Source organism: Streptomyces sp. NPDC088194, assembly GCF_040702025.1.
In the GTDB taxonomy this organism is placed as follows: Bacteria; Actinomycetota; Actinomycetes; order Streptomycetales; family Streptomycetaceae; genus Actinacidiphila.
Genome location: NZ_JBFBIV010000002.1, coordinates 1 through 17,120, shown reverse-complemented (window position 1 = coordinate 17,120; position 17,120 = coordinate 1). Strand labels below are relative to the sequence as shown.

15 protein-coding genes and 1 riboswitch are annotated in these 17,120 nt (G+C 72.6%); of the genes, 7 read left to right on the top strand and 8 right to left on the bottom strand.

All coding sequences use genetic code 11. The annotated features are described in order from the left end of the window. Positions 1-27 precede the first annotated feature (27 nt). Positions 28-2,634 (top strand): excinuclease ABC subunit UvrA, encoded by a 2,607-nt coding sequence (locus tag AB0399_RS01010; RefSeq protein ID WP_366409820.1) that lies wholly within the window; start codon positions 28-30, stop codon positions 2,632-2,634. A 232-nt stretch (positions 2,635-2,866) separates the two neighbouring features. Here AB0399_RS01010 and AB0399_RS01005 read toward each other — a convergent pair whose 3' ends face one another. From AB0399_RS01005 to AB0399_RS00995, 3 genes are all read right to left on the bottom strand, one after another. Further along, complete coding sequence (locus AB0399_RS01005; RefSeq protein WP_366409819.1) at positions 2,867-3,526, bottom strand: hemerythrin domain-containing protein; 660 nt, start codon at positions 3,524-3,526, stop codon at positions 2,867-2,869. A 333-nt stretch (positions 3,527-3,859) separates the two neighbouring features. After that, the gene (locus AB0399_RS01000) at positions 3,860-4,144 is read right to left on the bottom strand and encodes a DUF4031 domain-containing protein (RefSeq protein ID WP_329368193.1); all 285 of its coding nucleotides are present in this window, start codon (positions 4,142-4,144) and stop codon (positions 3,860-3,862) included. A 7-nt stretch (positions 4,145-4,151) separates the two neighbouring features. After that, the gene (locus AB0399_RS00995) at positions 4,152-4,496 is read right to left on the bottom strand and encodes a hypothetical protein (protein WP_366409818.1); all 345 of its coding nucleotides are present in this window, start codon (positions 4,494-4,496) and stop codon (positions 4,152-4,154) included. Positions 4,497-4,686: 190 nt separating this feature from the next. On the opposite strand from AB0399_RS00995, the gene AB0399_RS00990 reads away from it, so the two are divergent. The 3 genes from AB0399_RS00990 to AB0399_RS00980 all read left to right on the top strand — a co-directional run bounded on the left by AB0399_RS00990 (position 4,687) and on the right by AB0399_RS00980 (position 7,481). Next, entirely contained in the window at positions 4,687-5,643 is a 957-nt protein-coding gene (locus AB0399_RS00990) for a MurR/RpiR family transcriptional regulator (protein WP_328465207.1), read from the top strand. A 168-nt stretch (positions 5,644-5,811) separates the two neighbouring features. Next, positions 5,812-6,741, top strand: a complete 930-nt coding sequence (gene murQ, locus AB0399_RS00985; protein WP_329368188.1) for an N-acetylmuramic acid 6-phosphate etherase — start codon at positions 5,812-5,814, stop codon at positions 6,739-6,741. Positions 6,742-6,986: 245 nt separating this feature from the next. Next, positions 6,987-7,481 (top strand): glutathione peroxidase, encoded by a 495-nt coding sequence (locus AB0399_RS00980; RefSeq protein WP_366409816.1) that lies wholly within the window; start codon positions 6,987-6,989, stop codon positions 7,479-7,481. Between the two features lie 96 nt (positions 7,482-7,577). Here AB0399_RS00980 and groL read toward each other — a convergent pair whose 3' ends face one another. The 4 genes from groL to thrC form a co-directional block, all read right to left on the bottom strand. Next, positions 7,578-9,203, bottom strand: a complete 1,626-nt coding sequence (gene groL, locus AB0399_RS00975; RefSeq protein WP_328465213.1) for a chaperonin GroEL — start codon at positions 9,201-9,203, stop codon at positions 7,578-7,580. 555 nt (positions 9,204-9,758) lie between these two features. Next, positions 9,759-9,962, bottom strand: a complete 204-nt coding sequence (locus tag AB0399_RS00970; protein ID WP_009339379.1) for a cold-shock protein — start codon at positions 9,960-9,962, stop codon at positions 9,759-9,761. Positions 9,963-10,463: 501 nt separating this feature from the next. Then, positions 10,464-10,739 carry a MoaD/ThiS family protein gene (locus tag AB0399_RS00965; protein WP_329368185.1) on the bottom strand — a complete coding sequence of 92 codons (276 nt, stop codon included), beginning with the start codon at positions 10,737-10,739 and terminating at the stop codon, positions 10,464-10,466. Next, positions 10,736-12,064, bottom strand: a complete 1,329-nt coding sequence (gene thrC, locus AB0399_RS00960; protein ID WP_328465218.1) for a threonine synthase — start codon at positions 12,062-12,064, stop codon at positions 10,736-10,738. The genes AB0399_RS00965 and thrC overlap by 4 nt, the downstream gene beginning before the upstream one ends. An 18-nt stretch (positions 12,065-12,082) precedes the next feature. Continuing rightward, positions 12,083-12,214: riboswitch (SAM riboswitch) on the bottom strand. Between the two features lie 184 nt (positions 12,215-12,398). Here thrC and AB0399_RS00955 point away from each other — a divergent pair. Together AB0399_RS00955 and AB0399_RS00950 are read left to right on the top strand one after the other, a co-directional pair. Continuing rightward, on the top strand, positions 12,399-13,364 hold the full coding sequence (locus AB0399_RS00955) for a glucosyl-3-phosphoglycerate synthase (protein ID WP_329368182.1): 966 nt from the start codon (positions 12,399-12,401) through the stop codon (positions 13,362-13,364). 71 nt (positions 13,365-13,435) lie between these two features. Continuing rightward, complete coding sequence (locus tag AB0399_RS00950; protein WP_366409815.1) at positions 13,436-14,860, top strand: trehalose-6-phosphate synthase; 1,425 nt, start codon at positions 13,436-13,438, stop codon at positions 14,858-14,860. 68 nt (positions 14,861-14,928) lie between these two features. On the opposite strand, the gene AB0399_RS00945 is transcribed toward AB0399_RS00950, so the two are convergent. Next, positions 14,929-16,371, bottom strand: a complete 1,443-nt coding sequence (locus AB0399_RS00945) for an MDR family MFS transporter (RefSeq protein ID WP_366409813.1) — start codon at positions 16,369-16,371, stop codon at positions 14,929-14,931. A 134-nt stretch (positions 16,372-16,505) separates the two neighbouring features. Here AB0399_RS00945 and AB0399_RS00940 point away from each other — a divergent pair. Then, positions 16,506-17,120: TetR/AcrR family transcriptional regulator (locus AB0399_RS00940; RefSeq protein WP_366409812.1), on the top strand; the 615-nt coding region annotated here is incomplete at its 3' end.

The following is a 17,120-nucleotide window of genomic DNA, read 5'->3' as shown; positions in this document are numbered from 1 at the left end:
CCGCGCCGCCGGTGGGACAGTGGAGCCGTGGGCAATGATCGCGAAGGCGCCTCCGACCCGTTCGTGCGGGTCAGGGGCGCGCGGGTGCACAACCTGGACGGGGTGGACGTCGACGTCCCGCGTGACGCGCTGACCGTTTTCACCGGGGTCTCCGGGTCCGGAAAGTCGTCGCTGGCCTTCGGCACCCTCTACGCCGAGGCCCAGCGGCGGTACTTCGAGTCGGTCGCGCCGTACGCCCGCCGGCTGATCCAGCAGGTGGGCGCGCCGAAGGTGGAGGAGATCAGCGGGCTGCCGCCGGCCGTCGCGCTCCAGCAGCGGCGCGGCGCCCCGAGTTCGCGTTCGTCGGTGGGCACCGTGACGACGCTGTCGAACCTGCTGCGGATGCTCTTCTCGCGCGCCGGGTCGTACCCGCCGGGCACCGCCGAGCGGCTGGACTCCGACGCGTTCTCGCCGAACACTGCGATCGGCGCGTGCCCGGAGTGCCACGGCCTGGGAACGGTGCACCGGGTCACCGAGTCCTCGCTCGTTCCCGACCCGTCGCTGAGCATCCGCGAGCACGCGATCGCGGCCTGGCCGGGCGCCTGGCAGGGCAAGAACCTGCGCGACGTGGTGGACGCGCTCGGCTACGACATCGACCGGCCGTGGCGGGAGTTGCCGCAGGCGGACCGGGACTGGCTGCTGTTCACCGACGAGCAGCCGGTGGTGACCGTGCACCCGGTGCGCGAGGCCGGGCGTATCCAACGGCCGTACGAGGGAAAGTTCATGAGCGCGCGGCGGTATGTGATGCGCGCGTTCTCCGAGTCGAAGAGCCCCGCCACCCGGCGGCGCGTGCAGCGCCATCTGGAGAGCGCGGTGTGCCCGGTGTGCGGTGGCAAGCGGCTGCGGCCCGAGGCGCTGGCGGTCACCTTCGCGGGCCGCGACATCGCGGAGCTGGCCTCGCTGCCGCTGGCCGAACTCGCCGGTGTGCTGCGGAAGACCGCGGGCCTCGCGGCACCGGGCGCGGCGACCGCCTCGGCCGGTTCCGGCGAGGCCACCGAGGCCGCGGTCTCCCTCGCCCAGGACCTGGTGGCCCGGATCGAGGTGCTGGTCGGCCTGGGCCTCGGCTACCTCGGCATGGACCGCCCGGCCCCGACGCTCTCGCCCGGTGAACTGCAACGGCTGCGGCTGGCCACGCAGTTGCGGGCCGGGCTGTTCGGTGTCGTCTACGTCCTCGACGAGCCCTCGGCCGGGCTGCACCCGGCGGACACGGAGCCGCTGCTGGCGGTGCTGGACCGGCTGCGGGCGGAGGGCAACACGCTGTTCGTGGTGGAGCACGACATGGACGTGGTGCGCCGCGCGGACTGGGTGGTCGACGTGGGCCCGGGCGCGGGCGAGCAGGGCGGCCGGGTGCTCTACAGCGGGCCGGTGCCGGGGTTGGCGGAGGTGGCGGAGTCGGCCACCCGGAAGTACCTGTTCGGGGACGGCGGTACGGCCGGGGCCGGCGGCGGGGATACGGCCGGGGCCGGGGCCGGGGTGCAGCGTGAACCGCGGTCGCCGGCCGGGTGGTTGCGGCTGCGCGGGGTGAACCGGCACAACCTGCACGACCTCGACGTCGATGTGCCGTGGGGGGTGTTCACCGCGGTGACGGGGGTGTCGGGCTCGGGGAAGTCCACGCTGGTGAGCCAGGTGCTGGCGGAGGTGGTCGCGGCGCGGCTGAGCCCGGAGGGGGGCGCGGGCGAGGGGGCGGAGCCCGCGGACGGGGAGGGGGACGACCCGTGGGAGGGCGCGGGCGGACCGGGGACGGGCGGTCCGGGGACGGCTGTCGCGCGGGTGCGGTCGGTCGAGGGCATCGAGGTCGTGGACCGTCTCGTCCGCGTGGACCAACGGCCCATCGGCCGTACCCCGCGCTCGAACCTGGCGACGTACACCGGCCTGTTCGACGCGGTACGGCGGGTCTTCGCCGGCACCGACGAGGCGAAGGCGCGCGGCTACACCCCGGGACGGTTCTCGTTCAACGTGGCGTCGGGCCGCTGCGAGACCTGCCAGGGCGAGGGGTTCGTCGCCGTCGAACTGCTCTTCCTGCCCGGCACGTACGCGCCCTGCCCGACCTGCCACGGCGCCCGCTACAACCCGGAGACGCTGGAGATCACCTATCACGGACGGAACATCGCGCAGGTGCTGGACATGTCGGTCGACACCGCGGCGGGGTTCTTCGCCGACGTGCCCGCGGCCGAGCGCAGCCTGCGCACGCTGCGCGACGTCGGCCTCGGCTATCTGCGACTCGGCCAGCCGGCAACGGAGTTGTCCGGCGGGGAGGCGCAACGCATCAAGCTGGCAACCGAGTTGCAGCGGGCCCGGCGCGGCCACACCCTCTACCTCCTGGACGAGCCGACGACCGGCCTGCATCCGGCCGACACCGACCTGCTGATGCGGCAGTTGCACGGGCTGGTCGAGGCGGGCAACTCGGTGGTGGTGGTCGAGCACGACATGGGCGTGGTGGCCGGTGCGGACTGGGTGCTGGACCTGGGGCCCGGCGCGGGTGACGACGGCGGCCGGGTGGTGGCGGCCGGGCCGCCGGCCGTGGTGGCCGAGGCCGAGGGCAGCCGGACGGCGGGGTACCTCGCCCGGCGGTTGGCGGCCCGGGCCGCAACCTGACCGGCGGGCCGGAACCCGGCCGGCGGGACCCGACCGGCGGAACCCGACCGGCGGCGGGCCGGAACCTGGCCGGCTGCGCGGCGGGAGGAGCCCCCTCCGCGCCTCCCACCACGCCGACCCGCAGGCGCCCCCACACCCCCGGATCACCGGTATGCGAATTTCGCATCTAAACCCTCAAATTGTCAAGATAATTTGAGGAGCATACGAGCCCACAATGGCGGTGGACGGCCCGTCAGCGGCTGTCGGGTGACGCCGTTCCGAGCAGGTCCGCCGCGGTCCGCCGTCCGGTCCCCGGAAGTGCGTCGAGCGCGGCGGCGATGCGCTTCTCCTCGAACGTGAAGTGCGACTCCAGGATGGCGGCGAGTCCGTCGAGTTCGCCGCGGACGCGGCGCGCCTCGGCGTCGGAAGGGGTGGCGGGAATTCCGGCGACCACCGTTTCGAGCCGGGACATGATCTCGCCGACGAGCAGGTGATCCTCCGCCAGTTTCTCGATGGTCGGCCGCAGTTGGGGAAATTCCTCGGCCAACAGCGGGAAGGCGCCGGCGTCTTCGGCGCGGTGGTGTCCGGTCAGGGCGGCGCAGAAGTAGAGGCAGTGCGCGGTGAGCGGCCGGGACGGTTGGCGGCCGGGCGAAGGGCGGCCGTCGAGGTGGAGTTCGACCTCGGCGCGGAGTTGGGCCAGTTCGGCGCGCAACCAGTCGTGGATCTCGACGAGTTCGCGGCCCAGCGCGGCCGGCCGGGAGGTCGCGGCGGCGGATTCCGCGGATTCCGGGGATTCCGCCGGCCCGGCCGGGAGGGTCGGCGCCGCTGGTTGTGGCCGTCGCGCCGGCTCGGCTTCGTGGGAAGGGTGGTGCCTGTCGTCGGGCTCGCGGGGTTCTGCGGGTGCGGAGGACATAGAGCAGCGATCGTAGCCAGCGCGCGCACCGCGGGACAAGAGGATTCCCCATTCCCGCGGGCACGGCCGGCGGCCCTGTTCATTCGGAATTCACACGCCGAATAGGGGCCGATTGCGGGAGTCCGGCGACCGCCCCCGGAGCGGGGAGCTGCGCCCTTTTCGCCGGGCGGGTCAGCCGTAGTGGCCAAACGCGTCCGCCGGGGCCCTGCGCGGCAGCAGGCGCAGCGCGAGCAGGCAGGCAGGCCGCGGTGCCCGCCGGAACCGTGACGAGGCCGACCGTCACCGCGTGGGCGGGCGCCCGGAGCCGGCGCCAGTGCGGTGGCGCGCCTCGGCTCAGCGGGCGGGTGCGGGTCCGCCCGGCGGCGGCTTCCTGCGGCGCAGGCCCGCCTCCGTCAGCCGCCGCACCAGTTCCTTGCTGCCGATCTCGACCGCGCCCAGCCGCACCGCCTCGGGGTAGTCGGCCGACGGGATGTCGTAGTGGTCCCGCTCGAACGCGCGCTGCGGCGCACCCAGCCGCCGTGCGAACGCGTGCAGTTCGGCGTAGGAGCTGTCGCTCACCAGGTGCGACCAGACCCGGCCGTGGCCCGGCCAGGTCGGCGGATCGATGTAGACGGTCATCCGCGCCTCACCCGCCCAGCGCGCCCAGCGCCCCGACGGAGGCGACCGCCTCGCCCCGGACCTCGCACACCCAGTGCGGGTCCGCGCCCAGCTCCGGCTCGACCGCCAGGGCGTGCGGGTCGTCGCACAGCGGGCACAGCGGCCACCGGCCGTGCGTCTCCAGCAGCGCGTCCTGCACGTCCTGCGCGAGCAGCCCCGGCACGAACTCGGCGCCCTGCGGCCACTGCTCCAGCCACCACCGGCGCTTGCTCAGCGCGTCCTCCAGCAGCGAGACGATCTCGGCGTCGGCGACGTCGCGGGCTTTCATGTCGGCGAGGACGCGCGCGCGGGCGTCGTGGAGGGCGGCTTCCATCCGTCCATTGTGCAACCGGCGGCGCGCGACCCCGCCATGGCCACCGCGGCCGGCCCGTTCGAGACGCCCCGGGGGTCGCGGTCCGCGCGCCCGTCTACCACGCTCCTGGACGGCTCCTCGACGCCACCCGGCGCTGCGGGGTTGACGCGGCAGCGGAGGTGAAAATACCTTTCAGAGGGTGACCTATAGCGTGAAGGAAACTTTCTCCCCGAGCGTCCGCGCCCTCCGGGGCGTACCCGGCGCGCCCGCACCAGTCACGGCCCCCGACCCCGGGGCCCTCGCCGCCAAGGTCCGCACTCTCGCGCCCTCGATGACCCGCTCCATGCAGCGGGTCGCCGAAGCCGTCGCGAGCGACCCGGCCGGCTGCTCGCACCTCACCGTCACCGCGCTGGCGGTCCGCACCGGGACCAGCGAGGCGACCGTCGTCCGCACCGCTCGCCTGCTCGGCTACCCCGGCTACCGCGACCTGCGGCTCGCGCTCGCCGCGCTCGCCGCCCACCAGGCCACCGGCGCCGCACCCGCCGTCACCGCCGACATCGCCGTCGACGATCCGCTCGGCGACGTGGTCACCAAGCTCGCGCTGGAGGAGCAGCAGACCCTCGCCGACACCGCGTCCCAGCTCGACACCGCCCAACTGGAGGCCGCAGTGGCCGCGTTGGCGGTCGCCCGGCGGATCGACGTGTACGGAATCGCCGCGTCGGGACTGGTCGGCCAGGACCTGGCGCAGAAGCTGCTGCGGATCGGGCTGATCGCGCACGCCCACATCGACCCGCACCTGGCGGTCACCAACGCCGTACAACTACGGCCCGGCGACGTGGCGTTGGCGATCACGCACTCCGGCACCACGCAGGACGTCATCGAACCGCTGCGGGTCGCCTTCGACCGCGGCGCCACCACCATCGCGATCAGCGGCCGTGCCGACGGCCCGGTCACGCAGTACGCCGACGTGGTGCTCACCACCTCCTGCTCGCGGGAGAGCGAGCTGAGACCGGCCGCGATGTCCAGCCGCACCAGCCAACTCCTGGTGGTGGACTGCCTGTTCATAGGCGTGGCGCAGCGCACCTACGACGAGGCCGCACCCGCGCTGTCCGCCTCCTACGAGGCCCTGGCCCACCGGCACACCCACCGCGCGCCGCGCCCCAGCTGACCGCGACGCCCCTCCCGCCGCCGGCCCGCGCTCCACCCGCCGCCGGCGACCCGACCGACCCGATCGACCCGACCCTCACCCCTTTGGCGCCGTGCTCGCCGCACCCACCGTGCTTCACCCATCCCCCCGCATCGCGCCAGCCACCCGAGAAGGACGAACGAGCCGCACATGACCGACCAGTACACCGAGTTGCGCCGGGAGTTGGAGACGCTCACCACGGAGGCGTTCCGACCCGAACTCGCCGAGATCGACCGGCTGTCCACACTGGAGATCGCGCGGATCATGAACGGCGAGGACCTCACCGTGCCGGCCGCCGTCGCCCAGCAGCTGCCGCTGATCGCGACCGCCATCGACGGCATCGCCGAACGCATGGGCCGCGGCGGCCGGTTGGTCTACGCCGGCGCGGGCACCGCCGGACGGCTGGGCGTACTCGACGCGAGCGAGTGCCCGCCGACCTTCAACACCACGCCGGGACGCGAGGTGGTCGGACTGATCGCGGGCGGCCCAGCGGCCATGGTCACCTCGATCGAGGGCGCCGAGGACAGCAAGGAACTCGCGGCGGCGGACCTGGCCGCGCTGGACCTCACCGAAGCCGACAGCGTGGTGGGGATCTCCGCGTCCGGGCGCACGCCGTACGCCCTCGGCGCGGTCGAGGCCGCCCGCCGGACCGGTGCGCTGACCGTCGGGCTGTCCTGCAACGCCGGGTCGCCGCTGGCCGCGGCCGCCGACCACGGCATCGAGGTGGTGGTCGGGCCCGAACTCGTGGTCGGCTCCACCCGGTTGAAGGCCGGCACCGCCCAGAAGCTCGTGCTCAACATGCTCTCGACGATCACGATGATCCGGCTCGGCAAGACCTACGGCAGCCTGATGGTCGACGTGCGGGCGTCCAACGAGAAGCTCCGGGCGCGCTCGCGCCGTATCGTCGCCCTCGCCACGGGTGCGGCCGACGCCGCCATCGAGGAGGCGCTCAGCGCGACCGACGGCGAGGTCAAGCCGGCCATCCTGGCCCTCCTGGCGAAGGTGGACGCCCCGACCGCCCTCCGCCTCCTCGCCGCCTCCGGCGGCCACCTCCGCGAAGCGCTCGACGCGGTGAACTGACCCGTCGGGGTGCCTTGTTCCGCCGGTTCGGGGACCACCTGCCGGCGGGTGGTGGCACGCGCCTGGTTCTGTGCGGCTCCTTTCGCGGAAGAAGCCGCAGTTGCGCAGAGGCGCGGAGAACGGCACTCCCCCGGAGCCTCGCCCGGGAGGTACCCAGCCCCCACCGGCAGGCGGTCCCTCGGCCGGCAGCGCGAGGCACCCCGGTGGGTCGCTTCCCCCCGGGAGGGAGGGAGCATGATGGGGGCATGAGCGATCTGAATGAGCTGGGCCTGACCACACTGGCAGGCGAGGAGACCACCTTCGGCCGACTGACCGGCGGAAAAGCCGCACTCGTGGTGAACGTCGCCAGCCAGTGCGGGTTGACCCCGCAGTACACGGCGTTGGAAGAGCTGCACAAGGAGCTGTCGGGGCGGGGCTTCACCGTCGTCGGCTTCCCCTGCAACCAGTTCGGCGGGCAGGAGCCGGGCACGAACACGGAGATCCAGGAGTTCTGCTCCACGACCTACGGTGTGACCTTCCCCATGACGGACAAGGTCGAGGTCAACGGCCCCGACCGGCACCCCGTCTACCGGACGCTGACCGGCCAGGCGGACGCCGAGGGCGAGGCCGGCGACGTGCAGTGGAACTTCGAGAAGTTCCTGGTCGACCCGGCCGGCCAGGTCGTCGCCCGCTTCCGTCCGGGCATCACCCCGCAGGACCCCGACCTGCGCGCCGCGGTCGAGTCCGTGCTCCAGGGCTGATCCGCGCACGCCTTCCCGCACGCGCGACGGCGCCCCCTCCCTTCGAAGGGAGGGGGCGCCGTCGTCACGCGTGTGCTGGACGCCGATCCGGGGGGATCAGAAGTCCATGTCACCGCCGGGCATGCCACCCGGGGCGCCCGCGGGGGCCGCCTTCTCGGGCTTGTCGGCGATGACCGCCTCGGTGGTGAGGAAGAGCGCGGCGATGGAGGCCGCGTTCTGCAGCGCGGAGCGCGTCACCTTCGCCGGGTCGATGATGCCCTCGGCGACGAGGTCGACGTACTCACCGGTGGCCGCGTTCAGACCGTGGCCGGGGGTGAGGTTGCGCACCTTCTCCACCACGACGCCGCCTTCGAGGCCGGCGTTGACCGCGATCTGCTTCAGCGGGGCCTCGAGGGCGATCTTGACGGCGGCAGCGCCGGTCGCCTCGTCACCCTCCAGCTCCAGCTTCTCGAAGACGGCGGACGCCTGGAGCAGGGCCACGCCACCACCGGCGACGATGCCCTCCTCGACGGCGGCCTTGGCGTTGCGCACCGCGTCCTCGATGCGGTGCTTGCGCTCCTTGAGCTCGACCTCGGTGGCGGCACCGGCCTTGATGACGGCCACGCCGCCGGCCAGCTTCGCCAGGCGCTCCTGGAGCTTCTCGCGGTCGTAGTCCGAGTCGCTGTTCTCGATCTCGGCGCGGATCTGGTTGACCCGGCCGGCCACCTGCTCGGTGTCACCGGCGCCGTCGACGATGGTCGTCTCGTCCTTGGTGATGACGACCTTGCGGGCGCGGCCGAGCAGGTCGAGGCCCGCGTTCTCCAGCTTGAGGCCGACCTCCTCGGAGATGACGGTGCCACCGGTGAGGATGGCGATGTCGCCGAGCATGGCCTTGCGGCGGTCACCGAAGCCCGGGGCCTTGACGGCGACGGACTTGAAGGTGCCGCGGATCTTGTTGACCACCAGGGTGGAGAGGGCCTCGCCCTCGACGTCCTCGGCGATGATCAGCAGCGGCTTGCCGGACTGCATGACCTTCTCCAGCAGCGGAAGCAGGTCCTTCACCGCGGAGATCTTGGAGTTGACGATCAGGATGTAGGGGTCGTCGAGCGACGCCTCCATCCGCTCCAGGTCGGTGGCGAAGTAGGCGGAGATGAAGCCCTTGTCGAAGCGCATGCCCTCGGTGAGCTCGAGCTCGAGCCCGAAGGTCTGCGACTCCTCGACGGTGATGACGCCTTCCTTGCCGACCTTGTCCATGGCCTCGGCGATCAGCTCGCCGATCTGGGTGTCGGCGGCGGAGATCGAGGCGGTGGAGGCGATCTGCTCCTTGGTCTCCACATCCTTCGCCTGCTCCAGCAGCGCGGCGGAGACGGCCTCGACGGCCTTCTCGATCCCGCGCTTGAGGGCCATCGGGTTGGCGCCCGCGGCGACGTTGCGCAGGCCCTCCTTGACCAGGGCCTGGGCCAGGACGGTCGCGGTCGTCGTGCCGTCACCGGCCACGTCGTCGGTCTTCTTCGCGACTTCCTTGACCAGCTCGGCGCCGATCTTCTCGTACGGGTCCTCGAGTTCGATCTCCTTGGCGATGGAGACACCATCGTTGGTGATCGTGGGGGCGCCCCACTTCTTTTCGAGGACCACGTTCCGGCCCTTGGGGCCCAGGGTGACCTTGACGGCGTCGGCGAGCTGGTTCATCCCGCGCTCAAGGCCGCGCCGTGCCTCCTCGTCGAACGCGATGATCTTGGCCATGGTGAAGTGTCCTCCGCGGACTGGGTTGTTTGCGCTCGGGACCGTGTGGTGCCCGCGACGGACGGACCGTCGGCCACCGGTTCCTTCCCGGCACCCGTACGACCCTCACCGACCCGGCCCTGCTGTCACTCTCACAGGGAGAGTGCTAACGCCAATGATTAGCACTCTCCCTGTGCGAGTGCAAGCGGTCCTTGGGTGCCCACCCCCCGTGGGAGGGGTGTCCTGGCGGACGGGCGGCGCCCACTCCCCGTGGGCAGGGGCGTCCTTGCGGCGTGGGCCGCACCCACGCGGACCTGCGCGTTCGGCCGCTTGCGTGGCGCGCCGCGCCCGCCGGCCCGGCCCCCGCGGCGAGTCGCCGGGCCATCTGCCCGTGGGCGGTCGCTCGCGCGGTTCTCCCGCCGGCCTCGCCGGAAGGCACCCCTCCCAGCGCTTCGCCTGGAAGGCGCACGCCTTCCGCGAGGAGCCCCGCGGGCGGGAAAAAAGGGGGAGCCGCACCCCGTGGGGTGCGGCTCCTCCGTGTGAAAGGTCGCGTCGATGGCCGAACGCGCCGTGAAGTCAGCCGGCGAGACGGACCATGTCCGCCTGCGGCCCCTTCTGACCCTGCGAGATCTCGAACTCGACCCGCTGGCCTTCTTCGAGGGTGCGGTACCCGTCCATTTGAATCGCGCTGTAGTGGACGAAGACATCCGCACCACCGTCGACCGCGATGAAGCCGTAGCCCTTCTCCGCGTTGAACCACTTGACGGTGCCCTGAGCCATTCCTAACTCCCCTATTGCTGGCCCTATCGCGGCCCCGCACTTCACGGGCCCGGGTCAGACCTCACCCACCCGTTCGCCCCTTACCGTCGACAGGTGGGGGTCCTGGGGGGCGTGCGCCGGAACGCGTCGACCGCGGCTGAATGTATCTGCACGGATGCCGTCTGCAACAGGTCAATCGGACGAGAATTCTGGGCGCGACCCATCGGAAATAGCCCGAGAAAAAACGATAAGCCAGGGCAACCCGGGCCGGACATAAAGGGCGAAAGGGAGAATTCGTTCGTGAATTTGGCGATAAATCGCCGCAGCCGGCTCGACCGGGTGTCCGCGCTGCGAGATTGCCCCCGGCAACTGTACAACTTTTCAACTACCGCCCTGTGACGCGGATGCCCCGTCCACCCGAAGGGGTGAACGGGGCACAAACCGCCAGAACCCGCACTGGCGGACCAACTCCCGCTGGGCGACGGCCGGTTCGGTCGCCGAGACGAAGTCCGTCCGCGAGGTTCAGCCGCCGGCTACCGCGGGAATGATCGAGACGCTCGCGCCATCCGGCACGGCCGTCTCCAGCCCTTGGGAAAACCGCACGTCGTCGTCGTTGACATACACGTTCACAAAGCGCCGCAGCTTTCCTGCGTCATCCAGCACGCGCGCCGAAATGCCCTTGTGATCGCGCTCGAGCGAGCCGATCACCTCGGCGAGGGTCGAACCCTCGGCGGGCACCTCGGCCTGGCCGCCGGTGTAGGTGCGGAGAATGGTGGGGATACGTACGGAAGCACTCATGCGAGGCCAGCCTCTCGGAATGCGGCAAGGGTCGGGCGAATGGTCGCGGTCGGTCCGGTGGTCGGCGCCACCGCGTCCAGGGTCTTCAGTCCGTCGCCGGTGTTGAGCACGACGGTCTCGGCGGCCGGGTCGAGCTGCCCGGACTCGATCAGCTTCTTCAGCACGCCGACGGTCACACCGCCCGCGGTCTCGGCGAAGATGCCCTCGGTCCGCGCGAGCAGCTTGATCGCGTCCACGATCTGCTCGTCGTTCACGTCCTCCACGGCCCCGCCGGTGCGCCGGGCGATGTCCAGGACGTACGGGCCGTCCGCCGGGTTGCCGATCGCCAGCGACTTGGCGATGGTGTCCGGCTTCACCGGCCGCACGACGTCGTGCCCGGCCTTGAAGGCCGCCGACACCGGGGAGCACCCCTCGGCCTGGGCACCGTAGATCTTGTAGGGCTTCTCCTCGACCAGGCCGAGCGCGATCAGCTCCTTGAGGCCCTTGTCGATCTTGGTGAGCTGCGAGCCGGACGCGATCGGGATGACCAGGTTGTCCGGCAGCCGCCAGCCGAGCTGCTCGGCGATCTCGTAGGCGAGCGTCTTGGAGCCCTCGCCGTAGTACGGCCGCAGGTTGACGTTGACGAAGCCCCAGCCCTCGCCGATCGGGTCGCCGATCAGCTCGGAGCAGAAGCGGTTCACGTCGTCGTAGGAGCCCTCGATGCCGACCAGTTCGCCGCCGTAGACCGCGGCCATCACGACCTTGCCGGCCTCCAGGTCGTGCGGGATGAACACGCAGGAGCGGAAGCCCGCCCGGGCGGCCGCGGCGCCGACCGCGCCGGCCAGGTTGCCGGTGGAGGAGCAGGACAGCGTGGTGAGGCCGAAGGTGCGGGCGGCCTCCAGCGCGATGGCGACCACCCGGTCCTTGAAGGAGTGGGTGGGGTTGCCGGAGTCGTCCTTGACGTGCAGGCCGCCGGTGATGCCCAGTTCGCGGGCGAGGTTGTCGGCCTTGACGAGCTTGGTCCAGCCGGGGTTGAGGTTCGGCTTGGTGGCGACGTCGACCGGCACCGGCAGCAGCGGGGCGTACCGCCAGATGTTGGTCGGCCCGGCCTCGATCCGCGCGCGCAGCGCCTCGGGGTCGCCGGTCGGCAGGTCGTAGGCCACTTCGAGCGGCCCGAAACACTCCAGGCAGGCGAAGACCGGGCTCAGCGGGTAGCGGGTGCCGCACTCCCGGCAGGACAGCGCGGCGGCCGGTCCGAACGGTGCGGGTGCTCCGGCGTCCTGGGCACCCTGGGCGCCGAGGGCGGAGTCGGTGGTGGTGGTACTTGCGACGGTTTGCGCAGCCATGACAGGCGAGGCCCTTTCTCCTCATCTTCCTCGCACGCGGGCGCGTCACGAGACGGAATTGGCACCTTCCCCACCGTGCTTGACCTCGCGGTCGGCGGGAGGGTTGCCGGGGCTTCTACGGGCCGTTCCCTCTGCCCCTCTGGATGAGCGGTATGGCGACCGGGCGGTACGGACCGCACCCGTCGCGTTTGTCACGCGCCACGCCCCCGGCATGCGGTGGCGTCACGCGTTGTTCAAGACTGTAACCGACACGGGCGGCGGTTGAGATAGTCGTCCGCACCGCGAGATGGATCACACGCCCGGCATCAGGGCGTGTCCGAGGGAGAGGACTCACGTGCTCGACGAGGTGGAGCACTGGCTGCGCGGGAGGTCCTGGTCGGCCGCCGACCGGCCGCTTGACCTGCTGCTCGCCGCCAAACGCGCGGCCGGCAGCCAGGGCACGGTCAGCGTGGTGCTGCCGGCGCTGGACGAGGAGGCCACCGTCGGTGCCATCGTGGCCGCGATCCGCCGGGACCTGATGTCCGCGCAAGTGCCGCTGGTGGACGAGCTGGTCGTCGTCGACTCCGGCTCGACCGACCGTACGGCCGAGGTCGCCGCCGCGGCGGGCGCCCGCGTGGTCGACCGGGACGCGATCCTGCCGCGGCTGCCGGCCGTGCCCGGCAAGGGCGAGGTGCTGTGGCGGTCGCTGCTGGTGACCAGCGGCGAGATCGTCTGCTTCGTCGACGCGGACCTGCGCGGGTTCGACGCCCGCTTCGTCTCCGGGATCGTCGGGCCGCTGCTCACCGAGCCCGCCGTGCAGCTGGTCAAGGCGATGTACGACCGCCCGCTGGAGACCGGCGGGACCGTGGTGCCCGCGGGCGGCGGCCGCGTCACCGAACTCGTCGCCCGCCCCCTGCTCAACCTGCACTGGCCGCAGCTGGCCGGCTTCGTCCAGCCGCTCGGCGGGGAGTACGCGGCCCGCCGCTCGCTGCTCGAACGGCTCCCGTTCCCGGTCGGGTACGGCGTCGAACTCGGCATGCTCATCGATGCGTTGGGCCTGGTCGGGCTGGACGCGCTCGGGCAGGTCGACGTCGGGGTGCGCCATCACCGGCACCAGGACGGCCAGGCGCTCGGGCGGATGGCGGCGGCGATCTACCGGACCGCGCAGGTCCGGCTCGCCCGGGGACAGCTGGTACGGCCGCGGCTCACGCAGTTCGGCCGCTCCGGCGCCGCCTTCGTCCCCAGCACCCACCCGGTCGACACGGAGGAGCGGCCCCCCATGAGCGTCCTGCCGGAATACCTCGCCCGCCGGGCGGCGTAGCGCGGCGTCGCGACGGGCGAAGGGCACCGAATACACGTTTGAGCTGCACGGTAAATGGCTAGGCTCGCGGCATGGAGGGATCTTCGCAGGGTGCCCGGATTCTGGTCGCGTCGAACCGCGGCCCGGTGTCGTACACCGTGGCACCCGACGGCACCCTGGGGAGCCGTCGCGGTGGTGGCGGCGTCGTCTCGGGGCTGAGCGCGATCGGCCCGGACGCGGGTGCCGTGTGGGTGTGCGCGGCGCTCTCGGAGGGTGACCGGGAGGCGGTGCGGCGCGGCGTCGCCGAGCCCGGGGTGCGGATGATCGCGGTGCCGCCGGAGGTGTTCCACTCGGCGTACAACGACATCGCGAACTCGGTGCTGTGGTTCGTGCACCACCTGCTCTACCAGACCCCGTTCGAGCCGGTCTTCGACGAGGAGTTCCGCGGCCAGTGGGCCGCCTACGAGGCGTACAACGAGGCGTTCGCCGACACGCTCGCCCAGGAGGCCGCCGAGGGCGCCGCCGTCCTCGTGCAGGACTACCACCTCGCGCTGGTGCCCGCGCTGCTCCGCGAGCGCCGCCCCGACCTGCGGATCGGCCACTTCTCGCACACGCCGTGGGCCCCGCCGGACTACTTCCGCCTGCTGCCCGACGACGTGGCCGCGCGCCTGCTCGAAGGCATCCTCGGCGCCGACCGGGCCGCGTTCCTCACCCGCCGCTGGGCCGCCGCGTTCGCCGCGTGCTGCGCCGACGTGCTGGGCGCCGAGGTGTCCGCCGACGGCGACGCGGTCACGTACCGCGGCCGGACCACCCGGCTGGGCGTGCACGGACTGGGCGCCGACGGGGAGTTCCTGCGCGAGCGCTCGCAGCGGCCCGACGTCGGCGAGCGGATGGCGGCGCTGCGCGCGGAGGCCGGGCCGGGGCGGCGGCTGATCGTCCGGGTGGACCGCACCGAGCTGTCGAAGAACATCGTGCGCGGCCTGCACGCCTACCGGCAGCTCCTCACCGAGCACCCGGGTTGGCGCGAGCGCGTGGTGCACGTCGCCTTCGCCTACCCGTCGCGGCAGGACCTGGCGATCTACCGGGAGTACACCGCGGAGGTCTCCCGGGTGGCCACCGCGATCAACGACGACTTCGGCACCGACGGGTGGACGCCGGTCATCCTCAAGGTCGACGACGACTTCGCCCGCTCGCTCGCGGCCTACCGCCTCGCCGACGTGGCGCTCGTCAACCCGATCCGCGACGGCATGAACCTCGTCGCCAAGGAGGTCCCGGTCGTCTCCGACCAGGGGGTCGCGCTCGTGCTGTCCCGCGAGGCGGGCGCCTTCGAGGAGTTGGGGGACGACGCCTTCACCGTCAACCCCTACGACATCCGCGCGACCGCCGTCGCCCTCAACCTCGCGCTCACCCTCCCCGAGGCCGACCGCGCCGACCGCACCAAGCGCCTCGCCGCGGCAGCCACCGCGCTCCCCCCGAGCCAGTGGTTCCTCGACCAACTCCACGCGATCACCGGGTAACGGCCCGCGGGACGGAGCGGAGCAACGGCCGTACCCCGGCCCCCGCCACCCCGCCACCCGACCAGGCGTCACGACACGTGCCCGGAGTCCGCGCCGCCCGGGAGCAGGAGCGCGGGCACGCCCCCGGCCACCGTGAGCGCGAGCGTCACCGCGAAGGTGAGGGCGTACGCCGAGGCGGGCGCCCGGGTGAGCAGGGCGTGCTGGAGGACGACGGCGAGCAGGGCCGCACCGAAGGACCCGCCGACCTGCTGGGCGATGCGGGTGATGACGCCGGCATGCGGGATCTGCGCCCGGCCGAGCCCGCGGTAAGCCCCCAGCATGATCGCGATGTTGGCCGCGCTGAGCCCGAACCCGCGGACGACGAGCGCCGTGCCGAGCAGCGGCCCCGGCGGGTGCTCGGCGGCGAACGCGAAGGGCAGCGTGCCGAGTGCGGTGAGCGCGAGCCCGCCCAGGACGACCGGCCGCGGTCCGATCCGGTCGGCGAGCCCGCCGGCGGGACGCGCCAGCAGGCTTCCGACGCCCTGGGGCACGAGGAGGAGCCCGGCGGCGACGACGGACGCGCCCCGCACCTGCTGGTAGTAGAGCGGCAGCAGCAGCATGGAGCCGAAGAGCGCGAACCCGGAGAAGAAGAGCAGCGCGGAGGACGCCGCGAAGCCGCGCGAGCGGAACAGGCGCAGGTCGAGCAGGGGGTGGCGGACCCGTAGCGCCCGCAGGGCGAAGGCACCCGACAGGGCGGCCCCCAGCACCAGGGGCAGCAGCACCCGGGTGCGGGTGGCACCACCGGTGCCGGCGGAGGCGAGGGCGTAGACGAGGGCGGCCAGGCCCGGCGAGAGCAGCAACAGGCCGGTGATGTCGAGCCGTTGGCCGCGGACGGGCTGGTCGGCGGGCAGGTGGCGCCAGGCGAGGTAGAGGGCGCCGAGGCAGATCGGCGGGTTGACGTAGAAGATCCAGCGCCAGTCGAGATGGCCGACGAGCAGGCCGCCGACGACCGGGCCGAGGATCGGGCCGACCAGCGCGGGCAGCGTGATGACGGCCATCAGCCGGCCGAGCGGGCGCCCGGCGGCGGCCCGCAGCAGGAGCGTCTGGAGGATGGGCAGCATCAGTCCGCCGCCGATGCCCTGGAGCGCGCGGAAGGCGACGAGGGAGCCGATGTTCCAGGCGGCGCCGCTCAGCACGGAGCCGCCGAGGAAGACGAGCAGGGAGACCAGCCACATCCGTTTGGCGCCGAACCGCTCGGCGGTCCAGCCGGCGGCGGGGATCGCGGTGGCCACGGCGAGCAGGTAGCCGGTGCTGACCCACTGGACGGTGCTGACGGAGGCACCGAGGTCGTGTCCCAGGGTGTGCAGCGCGACGTTGACGATGGTGCTGTCCAGCAGGGGCGTGAGGGCGCCGAGCACCAGGATGAGGGCGAGTGCGACCAGGGCCGGGTCCAGCCCCTGCGCGGGCGCGTCCTCCCCGGCACCACCGGTTTCCCGGGCCGGCCGGCCCGCCGTTCCGCTGGCCTCACTCATCCTTCTCCCCTTTTCCGCACGTCACCGCACAGCCTCCCAGACAAGAGACGCTGCGTCTCCAATCAGGATCAGCACGATAGGCTGACTCCGATAAGAGACGCAAGGTCTCCAAAGATCCGAGGGAGGCTCCGCCCGTGCAGGACGGAAGTGGACGCGGACGGGACGGCGGTACCCGCGCCGCCACCCCCACCCGGCGACGCGGCGCCGAACTGGAGGCGGACCTGCTCGACGCCGCGTGGGCCGAACTCGGCGAGGCCGGCTACGCCCGGCTGACCATGGAGGGCGTGGCCGCCCGGGCGCGCACGGGCAAGCAGGTGCTGTACCGGCGGTGGCCGAACCGCGCGGCCCTGGTCGCCGACGCGATGCGGCAGCACGTCGGGTCGATCGCCGACCGCGTCCCCGAGACGGGGAGCCTGCGCGGCGACGCGCTCGCCGTGCTCGCGGCGATGGTCGAGCGGCAGCGGGAGATCGGCAGCGACACCCTGCACGGCCTGATGGCCGAAGCCGCCGACCTCGACACCCAGGCGTTCGCGATCATGTACGACGTCATGACGTCGGTGCTGCGGCGGGCCGCCGGGCGGGGCGAGATCCCGACCGCCGACCTGCCGCCGCGCGTCACGACGGTCGCGGTGGATCTGCTGCGCAACGAACTCGTCTTCGCGCGCGAGCCGTTGGGCACGCGCGCCCTGGAGGAGATCGTCGACGACGTGTTCCTGATCGACTTCTTCGCCCGGCCGACGAAGCGCGGC